The 17,494-nt window shown below is 71.8% G+C and carries 16 protein-coding genes and 1 pseudogene; 11 read left to right on the top strand and 6 right to left on the bottom strand.

Annotated features, from left to right (window positions below; translation table 11 throughout):
- Positions 1-86 precede the first annotated feature (86 nt).
- Positions 87-947, bottom strand: a complete 861-nt coding sequence (locus OOJ91_RS11145; protein ID WP_266244525.1) for a DUF308 domain-containing protein — start codon at positions 945-947, stop codon at positions 87-89.
- A gap of 190 nt (positions 948-1,137) precedes the next feature.
- On the opposite strand from OOJ91_RS11145, the pseudogene OOJ91_RS11140 reads away from it, so the two are divergent.
- Positions 1,138-1,855: pseudogene (locus OOJ91_RS11140) on the top strand (lysophospholipid acyltransferase family protein).
- A gap of 6 nt (positions 1,856-1,861) precedes the next feature.
- On the opposite strand, the gene OOJ91_RS11135 reads toward OOJ91_RS11140, so the two are convergent.
- On the bottom strand, positions 1,862-5,425 hold the full coding sequence (locus tag OOJ91_RS11135) for an ATP-binding protein (RefSeq protein ID WP_266244524.1): 3,564 nt from the start codon (positions 5,423-5,425) through the stop codon (positions 1,862-1,864).
- 152 nt (positions 5,426-5,577) lie between these two features.
- Between OOJ91_RS11135 and OOJ91_RS11130 the strand changes: the two genes are divergently transcribed.
- Entirely contained in the window at positions 5,578-5,775 is a 198-nt protein-coding gene (locus tag OOJ91_RS11130; protein WP_266244523.1) for a hypothetical protein, read from the top strand.
- A gap of 117 nt (positions 5,776-5,892) precedes the next feature.
- Here the strand turns inward: OOJ91_RS11130 and OOJ91_RS11125 are convergent, their stop codons facing one another.
- Positions 5,893-6,585 carry a Crp/Fnr family transcriptional regulator gene (locus tag OOJ91_RS11125; protein ID WP_007463121.1) on the bottom strand — a complete coding sequence of 231 codons (693 nt, stop codon included), beginning with the start codon at positions 6,583-6,585 and terminating at the stop codon, positions 5,893-5,895.
- Positions 6,586-6,892: 307 nt separating this feature from the next.
- On the opposite strand from OOJ91_RS11125, the gene OOJ91_RS11120 reads away from it, so the two are divergent.
- The 8 genes from OOJ91_RS11120 to OOJ91_RS11085 all read left to right on the top strand — a co-directional run bounded on the left by OOJ91_RS11120 (position 6,893) and on the right by OOJ91_RS11085 (position 13,217).
- Positions 6,893-7,390 carry a polyadenylate-specific 3'-exoribonuclease AS gene (locus tag OOJ91_RS11120; RefSeq protein ID WP_266244522.1) on the top strand — a complete coding sequence of 166 codons (498 nt, stop codon included), beginning with the start codon at positions 6,893-6,895 and terminating at the stop codon, positions 7,388-7,390.
- 77 nt (positions 7,391-7,467) lie between these two features.
- Entirely contained in the window at positions 7,468-7,971 is a 504-nt protein-coding gene (locus tag OOJ91_RS11115) for a pyridoxamine 5'-phosphate oxidase family protein (protein WP_266244521.1), read from the top strand.
- A gap of 158 nt (positions 7,972-8,129) precedes the next feature.
- Complete coding sequence (locus tag OOJ91_RS11110) at positions 8,130-9,158, top strand: 6-phosphofructokinase (protein WP_266245370.1); 1,029 nt, start codon at positions 8,130-8,132, stop codon at positions 9,156-9,158.
- 209 nt (positions 9,159-9,367) lie between these two features.
- On the top strand, positions 9,368-10,186 hold the full coding sequence (gene proC, locus OOJ91_RS11105; protein WP_007463113.1) for a pyrroline-5-carboxylate reductase: 819 nt from the start codon (positions 9,368-9,370) through the stop codon (positions 10,184-10,186).
- A gap of 224 nt (positions 10,187-10,410) precedes the next feature.
- Entirely contained in the window at positions 10,411-11,145 is a 735-nt protein-coding gene (locus OOJ91_RS11100; protein WP_266244520.1) for a hypothetical protein, read from the top strand.
- Positions 11,142-12,302: a hypothetical protein gene (locus OOJ91_RS11095; protein ID WP_266244519.1), complete on the top strand. Its 1,161-nt coding sequence runs from the start codon at positions 11,142-11,144 to the stop codon at positions 12,300-12,302. Before OOJ91_RS11100 ends, OOJ91_RS11095 begins: the two co-directional genes overlap by 4 nt.
- Positions 12,299-12,787, top strand: a complete 489-nt coding sequence (locus OOJ91_RS11090; RefSeq protein WP_266244518.1) for an NUDIX domain-containing protein — start codon at positions 12,299-12,301, stop codon at positions 12,785-12,787. Before OOJ91_RS11095 ends, OOJ91_RS11090 begins: the two co-directional genes overlap by 4 nt.
- A 79-nt stretch (positions 12,788-12,866) precedes the next feature.
- Entirely contained in the window at positions 12,867-13,217 is a 351-nt protein-coding gene (locus OOJ91_RS11085) for a DUF2203 domain-containing protein (RefSeq protein WP_266244517.1), read from the top strand.
- Between the two features lie 116 nt (positions 13,218-13,333).
- On the opposite strand, the gene OOJ91_RS11080 is transcribed toward OOJ91_RS11085, so the two are convergent.
- The 3 genes from OOJ91_RS11080 to OOJ91_RS11070 all read right to left on the bottom strand — a co-directional run bounded on the left by OOJ91_RS11080 (position 13,334) and on the right by OOJ91_RS11070 (position 15,803).
- Positions 13,334-14,005, bottom strand: a complete 672-nt coding sequence (locus OOJ91_RS11080) for a class F sortase (protein WP_266244516.1) — start codon at positions 14,003-14,005, stop codon at positions 13,334-13,336.
- Complete coding sequence (locus OOJ91_RS11075) at positions 13,975-14,832, bottom strand: DUF4397 domain-containing protein (protein WP_266244515.1); 858 nt, start codon at positions 14,830-14,832, stop codon at positions 13,975-13,977. The genes OOJ91_RS11080 and OOJ91_RS11075 overlap by 31 nt, the downstream gene beginning before the upstream one ends.
- Positions 14,833-15,131: 299 nt before the next feature.
- Positions 15,132-15,803, bottom strand: coding sequence for a class I SAM-dependent methyltransferase (locus OOJ91_RS11070; RefSeq protein ID WP_266244514.1), 672 nt, complete (start codon positions 15,801-15,803; stop codon positions 15,132-15,134).
- An 88-nt stretch (positions 15,804-15,891) separates the two neighbouring features.
- Here OOJ91_RS11070 and OOJ91_RS11065 point away from each other — a divergent pair, with 88 nt between their 5' ends.
- A complete protein-coding gene (locus tag OOJ91_RS11065) occupies positions 15,892-17,493 on the top strand; it encodes a glycosyltransferase 87 family protein (RefSeq protein WP_266244513.1) in 1,602 nt (533 codons plus the stop codon).
- Position 17,494 lies beyond the last annotated feature (1 nt).

Here is a 17,494-nt window from a genome sequence, read left to right as displayed (position 1 = left end):
GTATTCCTACTGACAGTAAGTTACACCATTGTTACGCCCCGAGCGGGGGCGTCGTCGTCCCGCGATGCGGTCCGCTGGTGTGGGCGTCAGACGACGGCGCCGTTGTCCGGGTCGTCGTCGTTCTCGTCGCCGGGGCGCAGGCGCCAGATCAGCGTGACGAAGCCGGCCAGGATGCCTGTGAACCCGAACAGGGTGACCGCCGAGCGGTCCACCGGGAGCAGCGACGGGAAGAGGAAGAGCACGAACCCGACGACCACCGCGAGCGCGCCGACCACCGCGTACTTGGAGATCCGGGGCAGTGGCGGCGGGGGAGGCGGGTGGTAACCCTCGTCCTCGTCGTCGTCGGGCAGGTCGGCGCCGAAGGTGTCCAGACCGTCAAGCAGCGAGGGCTCGTCACCGCGGGTGCCCCGGCCGACCGAGATCCCGGAGATGTCGGTGGCGGACGGCAGCCGGCGGACGTCGGTGGCGGTCGGTCCGGCCTCGTCGGTGCCGGAGCGGGCGAGCGGACCCGCCGTCGGCTCGTCCCGGGTGTCCCGGTCGTCGCGCTCGTCCACGTCCTCCGCGGCCGGCCACGGGCGCTCGTCGGCAGTCGAGGTGGTGTGGAAGCCGGCCACGATCCGGGCCCACTCGGCGTCGATGTCCGGCTCGTCGCGGGCCGGAGGCTGCTCCGGGGCGCTCTCGTCGGCGAGCTGGGTGAGGTAGTCGCGAGCGGTGGTCAGATGCGAGCGGTCGACATAGAGCCTGTCGACCGGGCGGGCCGGAACCGTCGTGGTGCGGGTGACCGGGTTGAGGTCGGCGGAGGGTTGCAGGTACGCGGCGATCCCGCCGGCGGCAAGCACGTCGAGCAGGTGCTCGCCGACGCGCGGATCGACGTCGCCGACGATGGCGTACTCGCTCGCGTCGAGCCCGTTGTCCCGCCGTCCCCGGCGGGCCCCACCCGCTGACACCCGGCAATCCTCCTCAACGCGCCCTGCGGCGCGGCCCCCTCGGCGCCCGTCCGCACGCCGTGCTCTGAATCGTGACACGTCGGAGGCCGGTTCCGGGAGTGCGTTGTGTCGCGTCTTCCAAAGTCAGGGGCGCTGCCGCAGGTCGCGGCGGTGGCTCTTTGTCCGTTCTTGCGCGACACGTGCGATCTCGATGATCGTTGGCAGCGGAGTCACTCGACACGCCGTGCACCGCCCTGGTGAGCTGCCAGCGATCGAGGCGGCACCTCGACCCCGAGCCTCGTCCGTTGTGGTGTGCGTGGAGGGCCTGCACCACGTGCCGGCGACCGGGCCGGTGATCCTGGCCAGCAACCACCTCTCCTTCGCCGACTCGATCTTCACCCCGTTGATCATCTCGCGGAAGGTCACCTTCGTGGCCAAGGCCGAGTACTTCACCGGCAAGGGGATCAAGGGCTGGTTGACGAAGATGTTCTTCGTCGGCACCGGCACCATCCCGGTGGACCGCTCCCGGCGGCCAGGCCGCCCGCGCCGCCCTGGACACCCAGCTGCGGGTGCTGCGCGCCGGGGGAGTGGCGGGCATCTACCCCGAGGGCACCCGCTCCCCGGACGGGCGGCTCTACCGGGGCAAGACCGGGGTCGCCCGGCTCGCGCTGGAGAGCGGCGCGGTGGTGGTGCCCGTGGCGATGCTCAACGCCGACGAGATCCAGCCGCCCGGCACGCTCATCCCCCGCATCGACCGGGTGCGGATCCGCTTCGGCGCCCCGCTGGACTTCACCCGCTACGCGGGGCTGGCCGGCGACCGGTTCGTCGAGCGCGCCGTCACCGACGAGATCATGTACGAGCTGATGGAGCTCTCCGGCCGCGAGTACGTCGACATCTACGCCCAGAAGCTCAAACCGGTGCCCGCCTGAGTCGTCTCAGCAGGCCACGGCCGGCCCGGTCGGGCTGATCGGCCGGCCGGCCAGCGCCAGCAGGCCCGGGGCGTCGTTGCGCAGCGCGAAGGTGCGCACCTCGGCCCGCGGCACCCGGGCGCCCGCCGGGTCGCCGGCGCATGTCAACTCCGCCGCCGCGAGCGCCAGCGCCAACACCCGGTCGCTGACGTCCGGAATCCGCCCGTACGTCTCGGCGGCGGCCAGGTGCAGCTCGGCCGCCCGCCGGTGGTCGCCGTCGGCCGCCGCCACCGCCGCCGTCACCGTCCGCAGCGCCGCCTCCGACCACGGCGTGCGATGCCCGACCCGGTCCAGCATCGCCCGGACCCGCACGGAGGCGTCCCGCCCGGCCAGGGCGGCGGCGTACGCGGCGGCGGCGATCCACTCCCCGCTGGCCAGCGCCGGCACCGCCGACCAGGACCGGTCCAGCTCGTCGATCAGCTCCGCCGCCTCGTCGGCGCGGCCCTGCAGCGCCCGGCACAGCGCCGCCATGCTCAGCATCGTCCAGCGCAGCCGGTGGAAGCCGCTGCGCCGCGCGGTCGACAGCGCGTCGGTCAGATCGGTCGGATCCTCGTCGTCGCGGAGCACCAGCAGGCAGCAGCGCAGCCCTCGCACCTGCATGTCCCAGCTGCCGGTAGGCGTGTCCACGAACGCCTCCGCCGCGGCGAGCAGCCGACCGAAGTCACCCTCGAACCAGGCCCGCATCGCCTCGGCCGAATAGCTTGTGGTGAGCGTCTGGCCGCTTGCCGTACGCGCCGGCGCGGCCGAGAGCAGGGCGTTCGAGCGCAGCCAGTCGCCCTCCTCGCGGATGGCCCAGGCCAGGTTCTGGGTGGCGCGGGGCAGCGCGAGCAGCTGACCGGAGCGCGCGAACTCGACGATCGCGTGCAGCTCGTCCAGGCCGACCCGGTCGCCGGCCTGGTAGCGGGCGGTGGCCGCGGTGATCCGCGCGTTGGTGCGCGTCTCGGTCAGGCCCAGCCGCTCCGCGATCTCCGCCGCGGTGTCCGCCGCCGACACGGCCGGATCGCGCTCGTAGTTGAGCATGTGCAGGCGGCCCAGCTCGGCGTGCGCGTCGGCCTTCTGCGGGCTGTCCGGCAAGGACTCGAACAACTGGACCGCGCGGTCCAGGCAGGCCAGCGCGTCGCCCCGGTCGGCGCGCAGCCAGGCCGCCTGGCCGAGCAGCGTCCACGCCCGCGCGGCGCACGCGTCGTCGCCGTGCGCCGTCAGGCGGTCGGCAAGCGCGTGCACCTGCTCCGGCCCACCGCCGGAGAGGAACGCGTTGCCGTCGCGATAGAACGAGATCTCCGTGCTGAGCAGCTCCAGTTGCAGCCGGCCCACCGGGTCGCTGTCGTCGGCCAGGCCCAGCGCCCGACCCGCGTGGCTCGCCGCCGCGTCCAGCCCGTGCAGGGCGTACGCCCGGCGGGCCGCCCGGTGCAGCGCCTGCCGCGCCGGCCCCGCGTACCTGCGGACCGGCATGCCCAGCGAGCGGGCGATCTCGTGGGCCGCCCAGCGGTGGTGGGCGAGCACCTCCGCCAGATCGGTGTCGCGGCTGTGCGACAGCGCGTCGAGCCAGTCCGCGGCCCGTTCGTGCCGCGCCACCCGCTCGGTGCGCGGCAGCCGCTGGTAGCAGACGTCGCGTACCAGCACGTGCCGGAACCGGAACTCCGCCTGCCCGGCCATCGTCGACGCTGCCTGCTCGTGCACGAAGTCGCGCTGCTCCAGCCGGCGCAGCGCACGCTCGACCGCCTCGACCGGCTGCCCCAGCGCGGCGGCCACCGCGCCCGGCCAGAACTGCACCCCGACCACCGAGGCCGCCAGCAGCACCGAGCGGTCCTTCGCGTCCAGCAGGTCCACCCGGTTGGCGATCACCGCGTGCACGCTCTCCGGCATCGTCAGTTCGAGCTGCTTGTCCAGCGACCAGCCCCGCCCGGACTGGCGCAGCGCCCCCTGCTCGATGAGCATCCGCACGTACTCGTGCGCGTAGAGCGGGTTGCCGCCGGCCACCTCGATGAGCGGGGTCAGCATGTCGGCGGAGAACGCCGCCTGGCCGAACAGGTGCGCGTACAGGGCGGCGATGCCTGTGTCGCGCAGGGGCGGCAGGGTGATCGTCACCGAGCCGGTGATGGTCCCGGCCCAGCTCGGGTCCCGGTCGACCAGCTCCGGACGGGCGGTGCAGAGCAGCAGCAGCGGCGCCTCGCGGGCGGCCGCCCCGAGCAGCTCCACGAAGCGCAGCATCGCGTCGTCGGCCCAGTGCAGGTCCTCGAAGACCAGCACTGTGGGGCGGCGGGCGGCCAACGCCAGCAGGAACCGCCGCCACGCCGACTCGGCCTCCTCCGCCGGCAGCGGCGTGCCGGGCAGCCCGACAAGCGGGCGCAGGGCGTCCACCACCCGGTCCCGTTCGCCCGGGCCGATCAACTCGCTCACCGCGCCGGCCAGCCGCTGCGCCGCGCTGGCGGCCGGGTCGGTGTCCAGGATGCCGGCCTCGGTCTTGACGATGTCGGCAAGCGCGGCGAACGTGACGTTCTCCCCGAACGGCGGGCAGCGCCCCGTCCGCCACGTCAGCGGCTCGTCGACAAGCCGGCCCGTGTGCCGGTACAGCTCGCGCAGCAGCCGGCTCTTGCCGATGCCGGCCCGGCCGAAGATCGTGACCACCTGCGGCAGCCGGTCGCGCAGCGACCGGTGCAGGGCGTTGACAAGCATGCCCAGCTCGTGTTCCCGGTCGACAAGGGGCGTGGTGTCCGGCTCCCGGTCGGTCGGCAGGCGACGCAGCGGCGACAGCGCGAGCCACACCTCGGTCGGCGACGACCGGCCGCGCAGGGTGACCGGGGGCTGCTCCTCGTAGCGGATCGTGTCCCTGGTCAGCGCATGCGTGGTGCCGCACACCAGCACCCCGCCCGGTGGCGCGACCGACTGCATCCGGGAGGCGGTGTTCACCACGTCGCCGGCCACGATCGCCTGGCCGCCGTCACGGGCGGCGGCCACGTCGACGAGGGCCTCCCCGGTCGCCACCCCCACCCGGAACCGCATCTCCGTGCTGCCCGTCGGCGCGAACCGGGTGAGCACCCGTTGCAGCTCCAGGCCGGCCCGGACACAGCGCAGCGCGTCGGTCTCGGTGGCGATGGGCGCCCCGAACAACGCCATCACCGCGTCACCGATGTACTTCTCCACCACCCCGCCGTACTGGCCGACCACCCGGCGGGCCGCCGAGAAGAAGCCGGTCTGCATGCCGCGGACCTGCTCCGGGTCGGCCCGCTCGACGTACGGGGTGAAGTCGATGAGGTCGACGAAGAGCACGCTCACCCGGCGGCGGTCCTCCTGCGGGGTGGCGGCGGCCGCCCGGTCCGTGCCCGGCCGGGGTGACCCGCACGAGGTGCAGAACGTGACGTCCGAGGCGAGCGGGCGCAGGCAGTGCGGGCAGACGGCACCCAGCTCGGCGCCGCAGCCACCGCAGAAGCGGTCACCGTCGGCGGCCGTGCGTCCACAGCGCCCACACTGCGCGGCGATGACACACCCTCCATGGCGAACCGGGCCCGACGCCCCCCGTCGTCCCGTCACAGGGAGTATCCACGCCCGCGCGCCCGTCAGGTACCGGCCTCTCGGCTTGTGTCAGGTACCGGCCTGTTGGTTTGTGGACAGTCCACAAGTGCTCCGGCGGACTACATTCAGTCCGCCACATCTTCGATCAGCGACCAGAGGGGGAGAGGTCAATGGTGTACGTCAAGCTGGAGAGCGACTGGACCGACGGCAACGGGGTCAGCCACTCCGCGGGCGACTCGGTGGACGTCGACGCCGCCACGCTGGCCACGCTCCAGGCCGAGGGCATCGTCAGCGAGCAGTCCCACGGCCCGGGCGGCGAGGGCAAGGGCCCGGACAAGTGGGCCGGCCCGGGCAGCCCGGGAGTCTGAACCACGCCTCGGTGACGCGACGACACGGCCGGGCCGCCCACGGGCGACCCGGCCGTGTCATGTCCAGGTCGTGCCACCGCGTCGGCTCGGCTCGGCGCTCGTTCGCGTCGGCGCTGCTCAGCGGTCGTTCATGCCGGCGCGGCGGCGCAGCGCGGCCACGTCGGTCACCACGATCCGGCGGCCCTCGGTGCGCAGCCAGCCGCGACTCGCGAAGGAGCCGATGGCCTGGTTGACGCTCTGACGGGAACCGCCCGCCATCTCGGCGAGCTGGCTCTGGTTGAGCTCGATCGTGATCATCGGGGCCTGGCTCTCGCCGGCCAGCCGGACCAGTGTCTTGGCGACCCGGCCAGGCAGGTCGAGGAAGACGTGGTCGGCGTTCTGCTCGGTGAGGCGACGGATCAGGCCGCCCAGCGAGCGCATCACCGCGTCCAGGATGCGCGGGTTGGAGTGCACCAGCTCCATGAACGCGCCCCGGGAGAGGGCGAGCGCCGCGCAGTCCTCGATGGCCTCGGCCGACGCGGACCTGGTGGAGGCGTCGAGTAGGGAGACCTCGCCGAGCACGTCCGGGGGACGGATCACCGACAGCACCGCCCGCTCGCCGGTCGGCGCGGTGCGGAAGACGGCGACCGCGCCGCGGCGCAGCACGATCAGCGACTCGCCCGGGTCGTTCTCCACGAAGAGCAACTGACCCTTGCGGTACGTCCGCGGCACCGCGGCCGCGATGACACGCTGGCGCACCTCGGGCTCCAGCCCGGCGAACATCTCGACACCCGTGAGCGCGTCACCCGGCTCCGGCAGGCGCATCTCCACGGCCCAACCCCTCCACGGTCATGGACCACACAATCGCTCACCGGGTGAACCTGATGGCCCTGACAAGGTGAACTGACACCGATTCGGCGTCCGGTAGCGGTACACATCAGATCATGACGGTCCGGTCGCTTGCTGTACACCCCTCGAAGCACTTCCGTGACCGTCGCGAGCTGCGACGTACCCCCTGCCCGGGCCCTTGGTCGCAGGTCGGCGGCCCGGGTCGCCGCTGGTCCGCGGCGGACCGGCAGTGGGTCGCACCCGGCCCCCGCCGGGTGTCGCCGGCCGGCGGTGGGCGAGGATGGCCGGAATGGTGTACCGCTATTTCTACGACTGCGAGTTCATCGAGGACGGCCGGACCGTCGACCTCGTCTCGATAGGTGTCGTCGACGAGTACGGCCGCGAGTTCTACGCGGTCTCCACCGAGTTCGACGACTCCCGCGCCGTGCCCTGGGTCCGGCGCAACGTGCTGGACAGGCTGCCGTCGCCGGCGGACCGTTCCTGGCGTTCCCGGGAGCGCATCCGTGACGACCTGTACGACTTCCTCATGGAGCCGGTCCGGGACCGGCCGGGGGAGCAGTTGGAGCTGTGGGCCTGGTACGCGGCGTACGACCACGTCGTCCTCGCCCAGCTCTGGGGGGCGATGCCGGCGCTGCCCCGGGAGATCCCCCGGTTCACCAAGGACCTGCGGCAGCTCTGGGACGACAGGGGCCGGCCGACGCTGCCGGACGCGGACGCGGCCCGGCACGACGCCCTTGTCGACGCCCGGCACAACCTGGCGCGCTGGCGGGCGATGACGGCGCGCTGAGAGTCGTCGTACGTTTGCAGGTTTGGCCGGTTCTGTCCCGGGCATCGGTTCGACCAGTCGAGCCGAGGGAGACCGCCATGAGCAACGATCCGACAAGCGTCACCGAGGCCCGGACGCGGGTCACCGAGCTGGTCCGCGCCGCCCGGATCTGCATGCTCACCACTATCGCGCTGGACGGGCGGCAGGTGAGCCGGCCGATGGGGCTGCAGGAGGCCGAGTTCGACGGCGACCTGTGGTTCTTCGCGTACGACGACTCGGCCAAGGTGCGCCAGATCCGGGTGAACCCGGAGGTCAACGTCGCCTTCTCGGACCAGAGGCACAACGCCTGGGTGTCGGTCTCGGGCACCGCCAGCGAGGGCTTCGACGCCGAGCGCGCCAAGCGGCTGTGGAACCCGCTGCTCAAGACCTGGTTTCCGGACGGACTGGACACGCCCGGCCTGACCCTGCTCAAGGTGCACGCCAGCTCCGCCGAGTACTGGGACTCGCCCAGCAGCACCGTGGTCAACCTGCTCGGGTTCGCGAAGGCCGCCGTCACGGGTCACCCGTCGGCCGTCGGCGAGAACCACGAGGTGACCTACTGACCCTCGCCCCCCGGGGCGCGCTGTCGTCGCGCAGGTAGGCCGACTACAGTGCGCAGTGACGGCCCGCCCCGGGCCGGCAATGGCGCCGATGGTCTGACCTGACACATACCCTGGGGCATATCGGGCTTTACCTGATGCTCCAGGAGGATGAGCGGATCATGCGTATCGGCGTGCTCACCGGCGGCGGCGACTGCCCGGGACTCAACGCGGTCATCCGGGCGGTGGTCCGCAAGGGCGTCGCCACCTACGGTCACGAATTCGTGGGCTTCCGGGACGGTTGGAAGGGCCCGCTGGAGGGTCTGTCCCGTCCCCTGGGCATCGCGGACGTCCGCGGCATCCTGCCCCGCGGCGGCACCATCCTCGGCTCGTCCCGCACCAACCCGTTCAAGATCGAGAACGGCGTCGAGCGGATCAAGGACAACCTCGCCACCCAGGGCGTCGACGCGCTCATCGCGATCGGCGGCGAGGACACCCTCGGCGTGGCCACCAAGCTCTACGAGCTGGGCGTGCACGTGGTCGGCGTGCCGAAGACCATCGACAACGACCTGGGCGCCACCGACTACACCTTCGGCTTCGACACCGCTGTCAACATCGCGATGGAGGCCATCGACCGGCTGCACACCACCGCGGAGAGCCACCACCGCACCCTCGTCGTCGAGGTCATGGGCCGGCACGCCGGCTGGATCGCCCTGCACGCCGGCCTGGCCGGCGGCGCCAACGTGATCCTGCTGCCCGAGCGGCAGTTCGACGTCGACCAGGTGGCCGGCTACGTCGAGAAGCGCTTCCAGCACCAGTACGCCCCGATCGTGGTGGTCGCCGAGGGCGCCCAGCCGCTGGACGGTCAGATGGTGCTCGCCAACCAGGAGCTGGACTCGTTCGGCCACGTCCGCCTCGGCGGCATCGGCCAGTGGCTGGCCGAGCAGTTGGAGGCCAAGACCGGCAAGGAGGCCCGCACCGTGGTGCTGGGCCACATCCAGCGCGGTGGCACCCCGACCGCCTTCGACCGGGTGCTCGCCACCCGCCTGGGCCTGCAGGCCATCGACGCCGTCAACGACGGCGACTGGGGCAAGATGGTCGCGATGCAGAGCACCGACATCGTCCGGGTGCCCCTCGTGGAGGCCACCCGCGAGCTGAAGACCGTGCCGCTGGAGCGGTACGAAGAGGCCGAGGTCTTCTTCGGCAGCTGACCGACGGTAGGCGGCGCGGCGACCCCTGCGGTCGTCGCGCCGCACACCGGCGTTCGACGGCGCACGCGGCCCACCGCCGCACCGCGCCGTGACCCGACGTTCGACGGCTCAGCGGGCCAGCGGCCAGCGGCGCCGTGACCCGACGTTCGACGGCGCAGCGGGCGTGCGGCCCGCCGCGCCGCAGCACGACGCGAGGGGGTACGGCCGAGATGTCAGCAGGGGTGCACACGGTCGCGGTGATCGGCGCGGGCAAGATCGGCGAGCTGATGCTCTCCGGGCTGCTGCGCTCCGGCTGGCCGGTGGAGCGGCTGCTCGCCACCGCCCGCCGACCGGCCCGTGCCGAGGAGCTGACCGCCCGCTACGGCGTCCGGGTGGTCGACAACCTGACCGCCGTCGACGAGGCAGCAGTGCTCGCGGTCTCGGTCAAGCCACAGGACGCCGCCGCCCTGCTTGACGACATCGGCCCCAAGGTGCCCGCAGACAAGCTGGTCATCTCGCTCTGCGCCGGCCTGCCCACCAGCTTCTTCAACCGCCGGCTGCCCGAGGGCACCCCGGTGGTCCGCGTCATGACCAACACCCCGGCGCTCGTCGACCAGGCGATGACGGCCATCTCGGCGGGCGCGTACGCCACCGGCGAGCACCTCGCCCTGGCCGAGGAGATGTTCAAGCCCCTCGGCCAGACGATCCGGGTGCCCGAGTCACAGCAGGACGCGGTGACCGCGCTCTCCGGCTCCGGCCCGGCCTACTTCTACCTGCTTGTCGAAGCCATGATCGACGCCGGGATCCTGCTCGGGCTGCCCCGGCAGGTGGCGCACGAGCTGATCGTGCAGACCGCGATCGGCTCCGCCGTGATGCTGCGCGACTCCGGCGAGCACCCGGTCAAGCTGCGCGAGGCGGTCACCTCGCCGGCCGGCACCACCATCTCCGCGATCCGCGAGCTGGAGAAGCACGGCGTACGCGCGGCGCTGCTCGCCGCGCTGGAGGCCGCCCGGGACCGCGCCCGCGAACTGGCCGCCCAGGCCGACTGACGATCGCGGAGCGGGCCGCGTTCCTTTGGCTCCCCCTGCGCCCCGTCACCGATGTTGCCGATCCGGATCCGGGAATAGCCCTCATTTGATCCGACGTGCTCACGTCGGGATGTGACGGTCGCCGACGGTGTCCCCCGCTTTGTCTTCTCTTCAGGACGGTTCGCTTCGCGGAAGGCTCACGCGATAATGCCCTACACACGATTTCTCGGGGGTCTTGATCGCCTGTGCCGACTCGTCGCGACCGCCTACGCCAAGTCCTCAGCCATGCGCTGAATCCGTCGGGCGCAACTATTGTCGGCACTCCCGGCCAGCAGACCCAGCATGAGGGAATCGATGTCGAGACGGCCCGCAAGATGCTGTTGATCGACTTCGAACAGGCATTCGTCCTGCACAACGACTACAAGGATGCCGAGCGTGATCTCTACAAACTCAGTCTCCGCATCCTCGCGTTACCCGTGCTGGTGGCCGGAGCGTTGGTGTCGGCGAAGCTGATCTCGTCGGTAGGTCAGGTGGGGACGGTCCTGCAACTGCCGATCATTTACGCTGCTGCCTTGGCAGCAGGCGTTCTGAACACTGTCGTCCTGCGGGCATACGTCGTGACCGATCGTGTGCAGACCGAGGCGAAGCACCAGGTCAACCGGCTACGCAGCCTCTATCTGCACGCCCTTGCGTCGGAGTTCCCCGAAGGCTGGGAGCCGGTCTGGGGGTCGACCAACCCCTACCTGGAAAGTCGCCGGAAGCTCAAGGCTGCGGCCCTGACATCAGTCGTGATCGGCCTGCTCAACGCTGGCTACGTAGCTGTCGGCACCGATCGCCTGATCACGTACGGCACCGACATCGCCTGGACGCCTCTGCTCTCCGCAGGGACCGCTGTGGTCTACTTCGTGCTCCAGATGGAGTTCACCTGGGATTTCCTGCGCCGGGCGAAGCGGGCGCGATCCGGGAAGGCCATCAGGTGAGACGCTTCGTGCCGGGCACCGACCCGGTTGAGTACGACTTCCGGACGACGGTCGAGCTTCTCGGCGAGTTCGGCGGACCCATTCTCGCGGCAGTCGGTCAACTCCGCACCGTTGAATACCTCTTCCCTCAGATGAGCTTGCTGCACCAGGACGCCATCGATCCCGAGCTGCTTTTTCGGCAGACGCTCCCGCCCGCGGCAGTGGGGACCCAACTCGGGGTCGAGCCCGCGATCCTGACCCAGTTCGTGAAGATCTACGCCCTGGGGCAGACGCTCATCCTCAACAACATGGACCGCCATCTCGACCTCTCGGCGTCCTACTCGTTGCGAGATCCGACGCTGCTGCTGGCTGACGTAAATTCGACAATGTGCTTCGCCGTCACGAGCCTGCTGACGATGGTTCAGGAGGCAGCCCGCACTCCGGCCGGCCTCCGCGCTCTTGGGGCGATGGCAGAGGTCACGGCCGAGATCGTGCAATCCATGCACGACAACTACGCGGGTAGATTCGAATTGGATGCCCTCGCTGACGGAGATCTCCTGGTCTCCTGGTACCAGACGGACCGCCGGTCGCGGCATCTGGGCTCCGGCTTCTATTCGTCCGGAATCCTCGGGCTGTTGGCCTATGCCGAGCAGCGCCCACCAGACGGGCTCGCCGACGTGCTCACGAAGATGCGCCGGCTGCGCCAACGGGTGGACGAGTTGGCTGATCTGTTCGAGGACACCGTCACCGGGCTTGTCAGCTACCCGATTGCGAGAGGACTGGCCGAGCCGGCGATCGAGGCCGGTCTACGTACCCTGGTCGGTCGCCTGTGGGCACGCGCGCAGACGATCATCGGCGGTCGGACGAGCGATGCCGGCCTGCTCAATCGAGCCCTCACCGGCGACCCCGAGCTGATGGAGGTGCATGAGGTCCTGTTGGAGACTCTCGTGTCGGGTGGCATCATGCGGGAGTGCTACCGGGAGGCAGACACACTGTGGAACGAGATCGTTTTTGATCTGAAGTCCATGGACGAGCGGTTCGGTGAGCCGCTCACCGCGATCATTGATCTGAAGCGAGCGCTGCTCGACCGCTTGTCAGCTAACGGCTGGCACAACAGCCCGCCCCCGCATACCTTCCAGGACATGGCCGAGGCGGCGGGATTGAGAGGGACCGCATGACACGTGCTGTAGGTCTGCTCGAAAACTCCGCGAAGGCCATCATCCTGAACGGCAGCAAGGTTCTCGTCCTTCGATACCTGGACCGCAAGATGGGCCTGGGGGTCTGGTATTCGCTGCCCGGGGGTCGGCAGCAGTTTGGCGAGACGTTGGCCGAGGCGTTGGTTAGGGAGTGCCGGGAGGAGTTGGGGGCGGAAGTGGTTCCAGGTCGCCTCCTGTTTGTCCGGGAGTACGTTCACGCTCGTCACGAGTTGGCAGATAGCGGTCGGGACCAACACAAGATTGAGTTCTATTTCCTTGCCGACCTGCAATCGGACCTGCACGCCGACTACCTCGCCTCCGACGATGTCGCGGACGAAGGGCAGCAGGGGATGCGCTGGTGCGATGTTGCGGATCTGCGGGAGTTGAATATCTTTCCCACGGGTCTGCGGAACTTGGAAGGGCTGCTGAACTCCGGCACCGACCCGTACTGGGGGGACACCTACTAATCGGCTCGCGCAGCTTGATTCGGCTCAGGGAGACCTCGGGGGTGCCCCGCTCGCGAGGCACGTGGCGCATACTGGCGGCGTGTTCACACTCGCTCAGGCCCGGCACCTGGTGGCCACCCTGCAGCCGCGTGTCGACGAGCTGATCCGGCTCCGCGCCGACCTCGCCGAGCTGCGCGTCGACCTGGCCGACCACGGCGTCAGCGCGCTCGGTGGGCTGGCCGAGGTGAAGGGGCTGGAGGCTCGGCTGCACGGCGTCGTCGAGGAGCTGCACCAGCACGAGATCCAGGTCAAGGGCATCGCGCCGGTGCTGCTCGACTTCCCCGGCGAGCGAGCCGGCCGCGCGGTGCTCTGGTGCTGGCTGGAGGGCGACTCCGACGTGCGCTGGTACCACCGCGCCGAGTGCGGCTTCGCCGGCCGCCGCCCGATCTGACGCCGGCCGCCGCCCGATCTGACGCCGACTACCGACGGGCGGTGATCGACTCGGGATCCGGGAATCCGGGGCATCCGATCGAGCCGGACACCCCGACTTCCCGGAAGCCGAGTTGGTCAGCCGTCGGCGACCGCGAAGACCACCACGTTGTCCCGGTAGTGGCCGCGCTGCCTGTCGAAATCGCCCCCGCAGGTGACGAGACGCAGCTCCGGACCGGGCGTCGGGCCGTAGACCACTGCCGTCGGGAAGCGGTCCTTGCGGGTACGCAGCGACCCGGTCACCCGGAACGACAGCCGCCGCTCGCCGCGCCACACCTCGACCTGGTCACCCGGACGCAGCTCACCGAGCCGGGCGAAGACCGCCGGGCCGCGCCGCGAGTCCAGGTGCCCGGCCAGCACCGCCGGGCCGGTGTCGCCGGGCGCCGGACCGCCGCCGTACCAGCCGGCGGTGTCGAAGGCGGTAGGCGGGACGAGCGCGCCCGCACGGTCGAGGCCCAACACCGTGAGCCCCGAGTCGACGCCGATGCGCGGCACGCGTACCCGAGTGGGTGGACCCGCCGGCCGCGGCGGCGCGGCCACGGACGGACAGCCGTCGGCACAGCCGGGGTGCCAGCTCGCGGCAGGCGGCGGCGGGCCGGTGGTGGCCAACCCGACCCCGGTCCCGGCGGCCAGGCAAACCGCAGCGCCGGCCGCGACAAGCGCCGCCAGCGGTGCCCGGCGGTCGCGGTGCCGTCGGATCGCGGCGGCGGGCCCGATGCTCACCAGGTGGTGCGCCGCCGCCGGCGCCACAGGAGCAGGCTCGCCGCGCCGGCCGCCGCGGCCAACCCGCCGGCCACCAGGGGGTACGCGCCGAACCCGGCATCGGACGTGCCGCCCGCGCCGGTGTCCACCCCACCGGCCGGTACGACGGTGCCGCCCTCGGCGTCGCGGCGCAGCTCGGCGGTGAGCCCGCCCTGCTTGCCGTCGAGCACCAGCAACGAGTAGACCGCGCCGCCGGTGAGCCGCACCTCGGCGTCGGTGCTCGGGCCGCCCGCGCCGGTCAGTCGCAGCCGCCAGGCGCCCGGCTCGACCTGCTGGTAGTCGGTGGTGGTGGCGAACTGCACGCCGTCGGCGATGGTCGGACCGTTGGCGGCAGCCACGTCGAGGACGGGCGTCCGCACCGACGCCTGCACGACGCGCACCTTGGCCCGGCCCTGCGCGGGGGCGCTCAGATCGTCGGTCAGGACCCGCAGCCCCAGGTCGGCGTGCCGGCCCACACCGGCCACCGTGTACGCGCGGCCGCTGACCACCGCGACCTCGGTGGTGAGCACCGGCGGGTCGCTGGAGGGGGTGCCGGCCTCGCGCATGGCCACCGCGTAGCGGCCCGGGGGCAACTTGAGGTAGTCGGAGACCACGCCGTAGCCGACACCCGGGAACACCTTCGGCTTCGCGGCGTCGGGGGCGGCCAGGTAGACATCGACGGCCGGGGTGTCGGGGGAGAGGTGGGCGAGCCGGACGTATCCGACAGTGTCGGCGCCGGCCGGGGCCGCGGTGGCAGCGGCGGCGAGGGCGGTGCCGAGCAGGAGCGCGCCAGCCCCGGCAAGCAGCCGGTGGGACGCGGTACGAAGCGTGTGCATGTCGCCTCCGGAAGGCACGTTCGGTGAGCGGGCGGCAACCCACGGAAAGAGTCCCGTGTGTGGGACTCCAACGCAAGTTGTACGCGCGAAGTTTCTCCGCGCCGCGCCGCGCCGCCCCGCGCCGCCCCGCGCCGCGCCGCCCCGCGCCGCCCCGCGCCGCGCCGCCCCGCGCCGCGCCGCGCCGCGCCGCCCCGCGCCGCGCCCAAGATCCACACAACATCGGGGAAGTTGCTGCCTCAGCGCGAGTCGAGACAGCAACTTCCCCGACGTTGCGCAGATCCTGATGCTCCCGGCGGGCGTTACCGGCGGCGTTCGGCGAGGAAGCCGAACAGGTCCGGCACGCCACCCGAGCCAGCCTCGACGAACCGGACCTGTCGAAGGCCGGCGGCCACTGTCGCGTTGAGCAGGTCGGCCAGCGGAAGGTGCCACGCGCCGACCCGAACCCGGACGCCGTCGGTGTTCCAGCTGTCGAAGCTGCGTGACCGGTCGGCGTAGCGCTCGTCGACGACGACGCTCGGGTGCCGACCCCAGTCGGCGAACGCGCCCACGAAGCAGGGGTGCACGCCCACGTGCACGAACCGCCCGCCCGGGCGCAGCACCCGGCCGACCTCACGCAGCACGGCCGGGTAGTCGGGCACGTCGGTGCTGGACAGGACGCACATCGCGGCCGGCACCGACGAGTCGGCGATCGGCAGGGCGCTCGCGTCCCCCCGGGCCACCGGCAGTCGCCCGCGCGCGTGCCGCAACTGCCCGCCGGACAGGTCGACGCCCACCGGCGTCCAGCCCAGGCCACCAGGCACGGACGCGTGCGCGCCGGTGCCGCAGCAGATGTCGAGGCAGCGGCCCACCCCCGCGCCGAGCAGGTCCGCCACTGTCGCGTGCACCCGTCGGAGATAGTCGCCGCCGCCGGAGATGAAGCCCTCGTACCAGTCCGCGTGGGCGTCGTACGCCGGTGTGCTCGTCGCTCCCATCCACCGATGCTATGGACGCTTGCCCGGCGCGCGGTCCCCGTTCTTCCGAGGGCAGACGTGACCCGTCGTACACCCTTATCCTCGGTCGATGCGGGATCGGCGGGTGGCGCTGGCGTGGGCGGCGTTCGTCGTCGTCGCGCTGGTGTCCGGTGTGCTCGTGCTGACGCGTCACGACCGGCTCTCCGACCTGCACATCTACTACGGCGCACTGTCCGATCTGCACGCCGGCCGGCCGCTGTACGAGTACCGCGCCCGAAACGGCGGACCGTTCACCTATCCGCCGTTCGCCGCCCTGGTGCTGGGCCCGATCACGGCCGTCAGCGAGGGTGTGCTCCAGGGCGTCTGGCTGGTGGCGACGTGCGCGGCGGTCGTCGCCATCGCGGGCCTGGTCGGCGTCGCGCTGACCATCCGACTGTCGCACCGTCCGCTTGTCGTCGCGGTGGCCGCCCTGGTGCTGATGCTCTCGGCGCCGGTGCAGAGCAACCTGCGTTTCGGCCAGGTCAGCATCTTCATCGTGCTGCTGGCCCTGCTGGACGGGATGGATGTCGTTCCACCCCGGATGCGCGGGGTGCTGGTCGGGGTGGCTGCGGCGATCAAGCTGACCCCGTTGCTCTTCGTCGCGTACTTCCTCGCCACCGGTCGTTACCGCGACGCAGGCCGCGCGGTGGCGACGTTCGTGGCCTGCGCCGGACTGGCGGCGGTCGTGCTGCCCGACGAGAGCTGGACCTACTGGACCGAGGCGGTCCGGCAGACCTCGCGGATCGGCAACCTCGCCTCGCTGGGCAACCAGTCGGTGCACGGGATGCTGTTGCGCATCGGAGTCGACGAGGCGACGCTGCCGGTGCTCTGGGCCGCTCTGGTGGCGGTGATCTGCGGGGCGGCGCTGCTGCGCGCCCGGCAGTTGGCCACGCATGGCCGCCCCGGGCACGCCGCGGTGCTCGTCGGCTGCGGCACTGTCGCCGCGTCCCCGGTGTCCTGGACCCACCACCAGGTGTGGCCGGTGCTCGCCGCGATGCTGCTGGTCGGCGCGTCCGGCATCACCCAGCGGGTGGCGGGCGCGGCGCTGCTCGCCGCCATGGTCGTCTCGCTGGGCGCGGTCCTCGGCCCGGTGTCGACACGGCCGGGCGTGCAGTTCCTGTTCGAGAACGCCCGTGCCGTCGGCGTGTGCCTGCTGTGCCTGACCGGCTTCGGCGGTGTCGCGGTCGCGACCGCCCGGAGCAACAGGCGACCGGCGGCCGGCCGGGCCTGGTTGCGGGTGGGCGTCACGGCCACGGTGGCTCTCGCCTTCTTCGCCGTGCAACCCCTGCCCGCCGGAGCCGATCCGACGTTCAAGGCGTACACCCTCGACGACGTCGTCAATCCGCGGTATTTCTTCGTCTGCCGGGGCCCGGCCGAGTGCGCCGCCTACGCCACCGCCGCGCCGGTCACCTTCGGCACCCGCGCGGAGAAGACGAAGGTACGGGTCAACGGCGTGGTCTCCGCGCGGGTGGCCCGGCTGGCGTACTACTCCGCCCCGGGCGGAGCGCCCCGCGACATTCCCCTGCTGGCGGCCTACCCCGGTACGCGGACGTTCTCGTTCCGGTCGGCGAGCATGGCGCACGGCCGACTGATCGCGTACGACGCGGACGGCCAGCCCGTCGCCAGCTACGACGACGAGCTCGCCGCCGCCCTGGAGACGGCCACCCGGTAGG

It is taken from the genome of Micromonospora lupini (assembly GCF_026342015.1).
In the GTDB taxonomy this organism is placed as follows: Bacteria; Actinomycetota; Actinomycetes; order Mycobacteriales; family Micromonosporaceae; genus Micromonospora; species Micromonospora lupini_B.
Note: the sequence above shows the minus strand (reverse complement) of the source record. Positions and strands in the feature narration are given on the sequence as shown.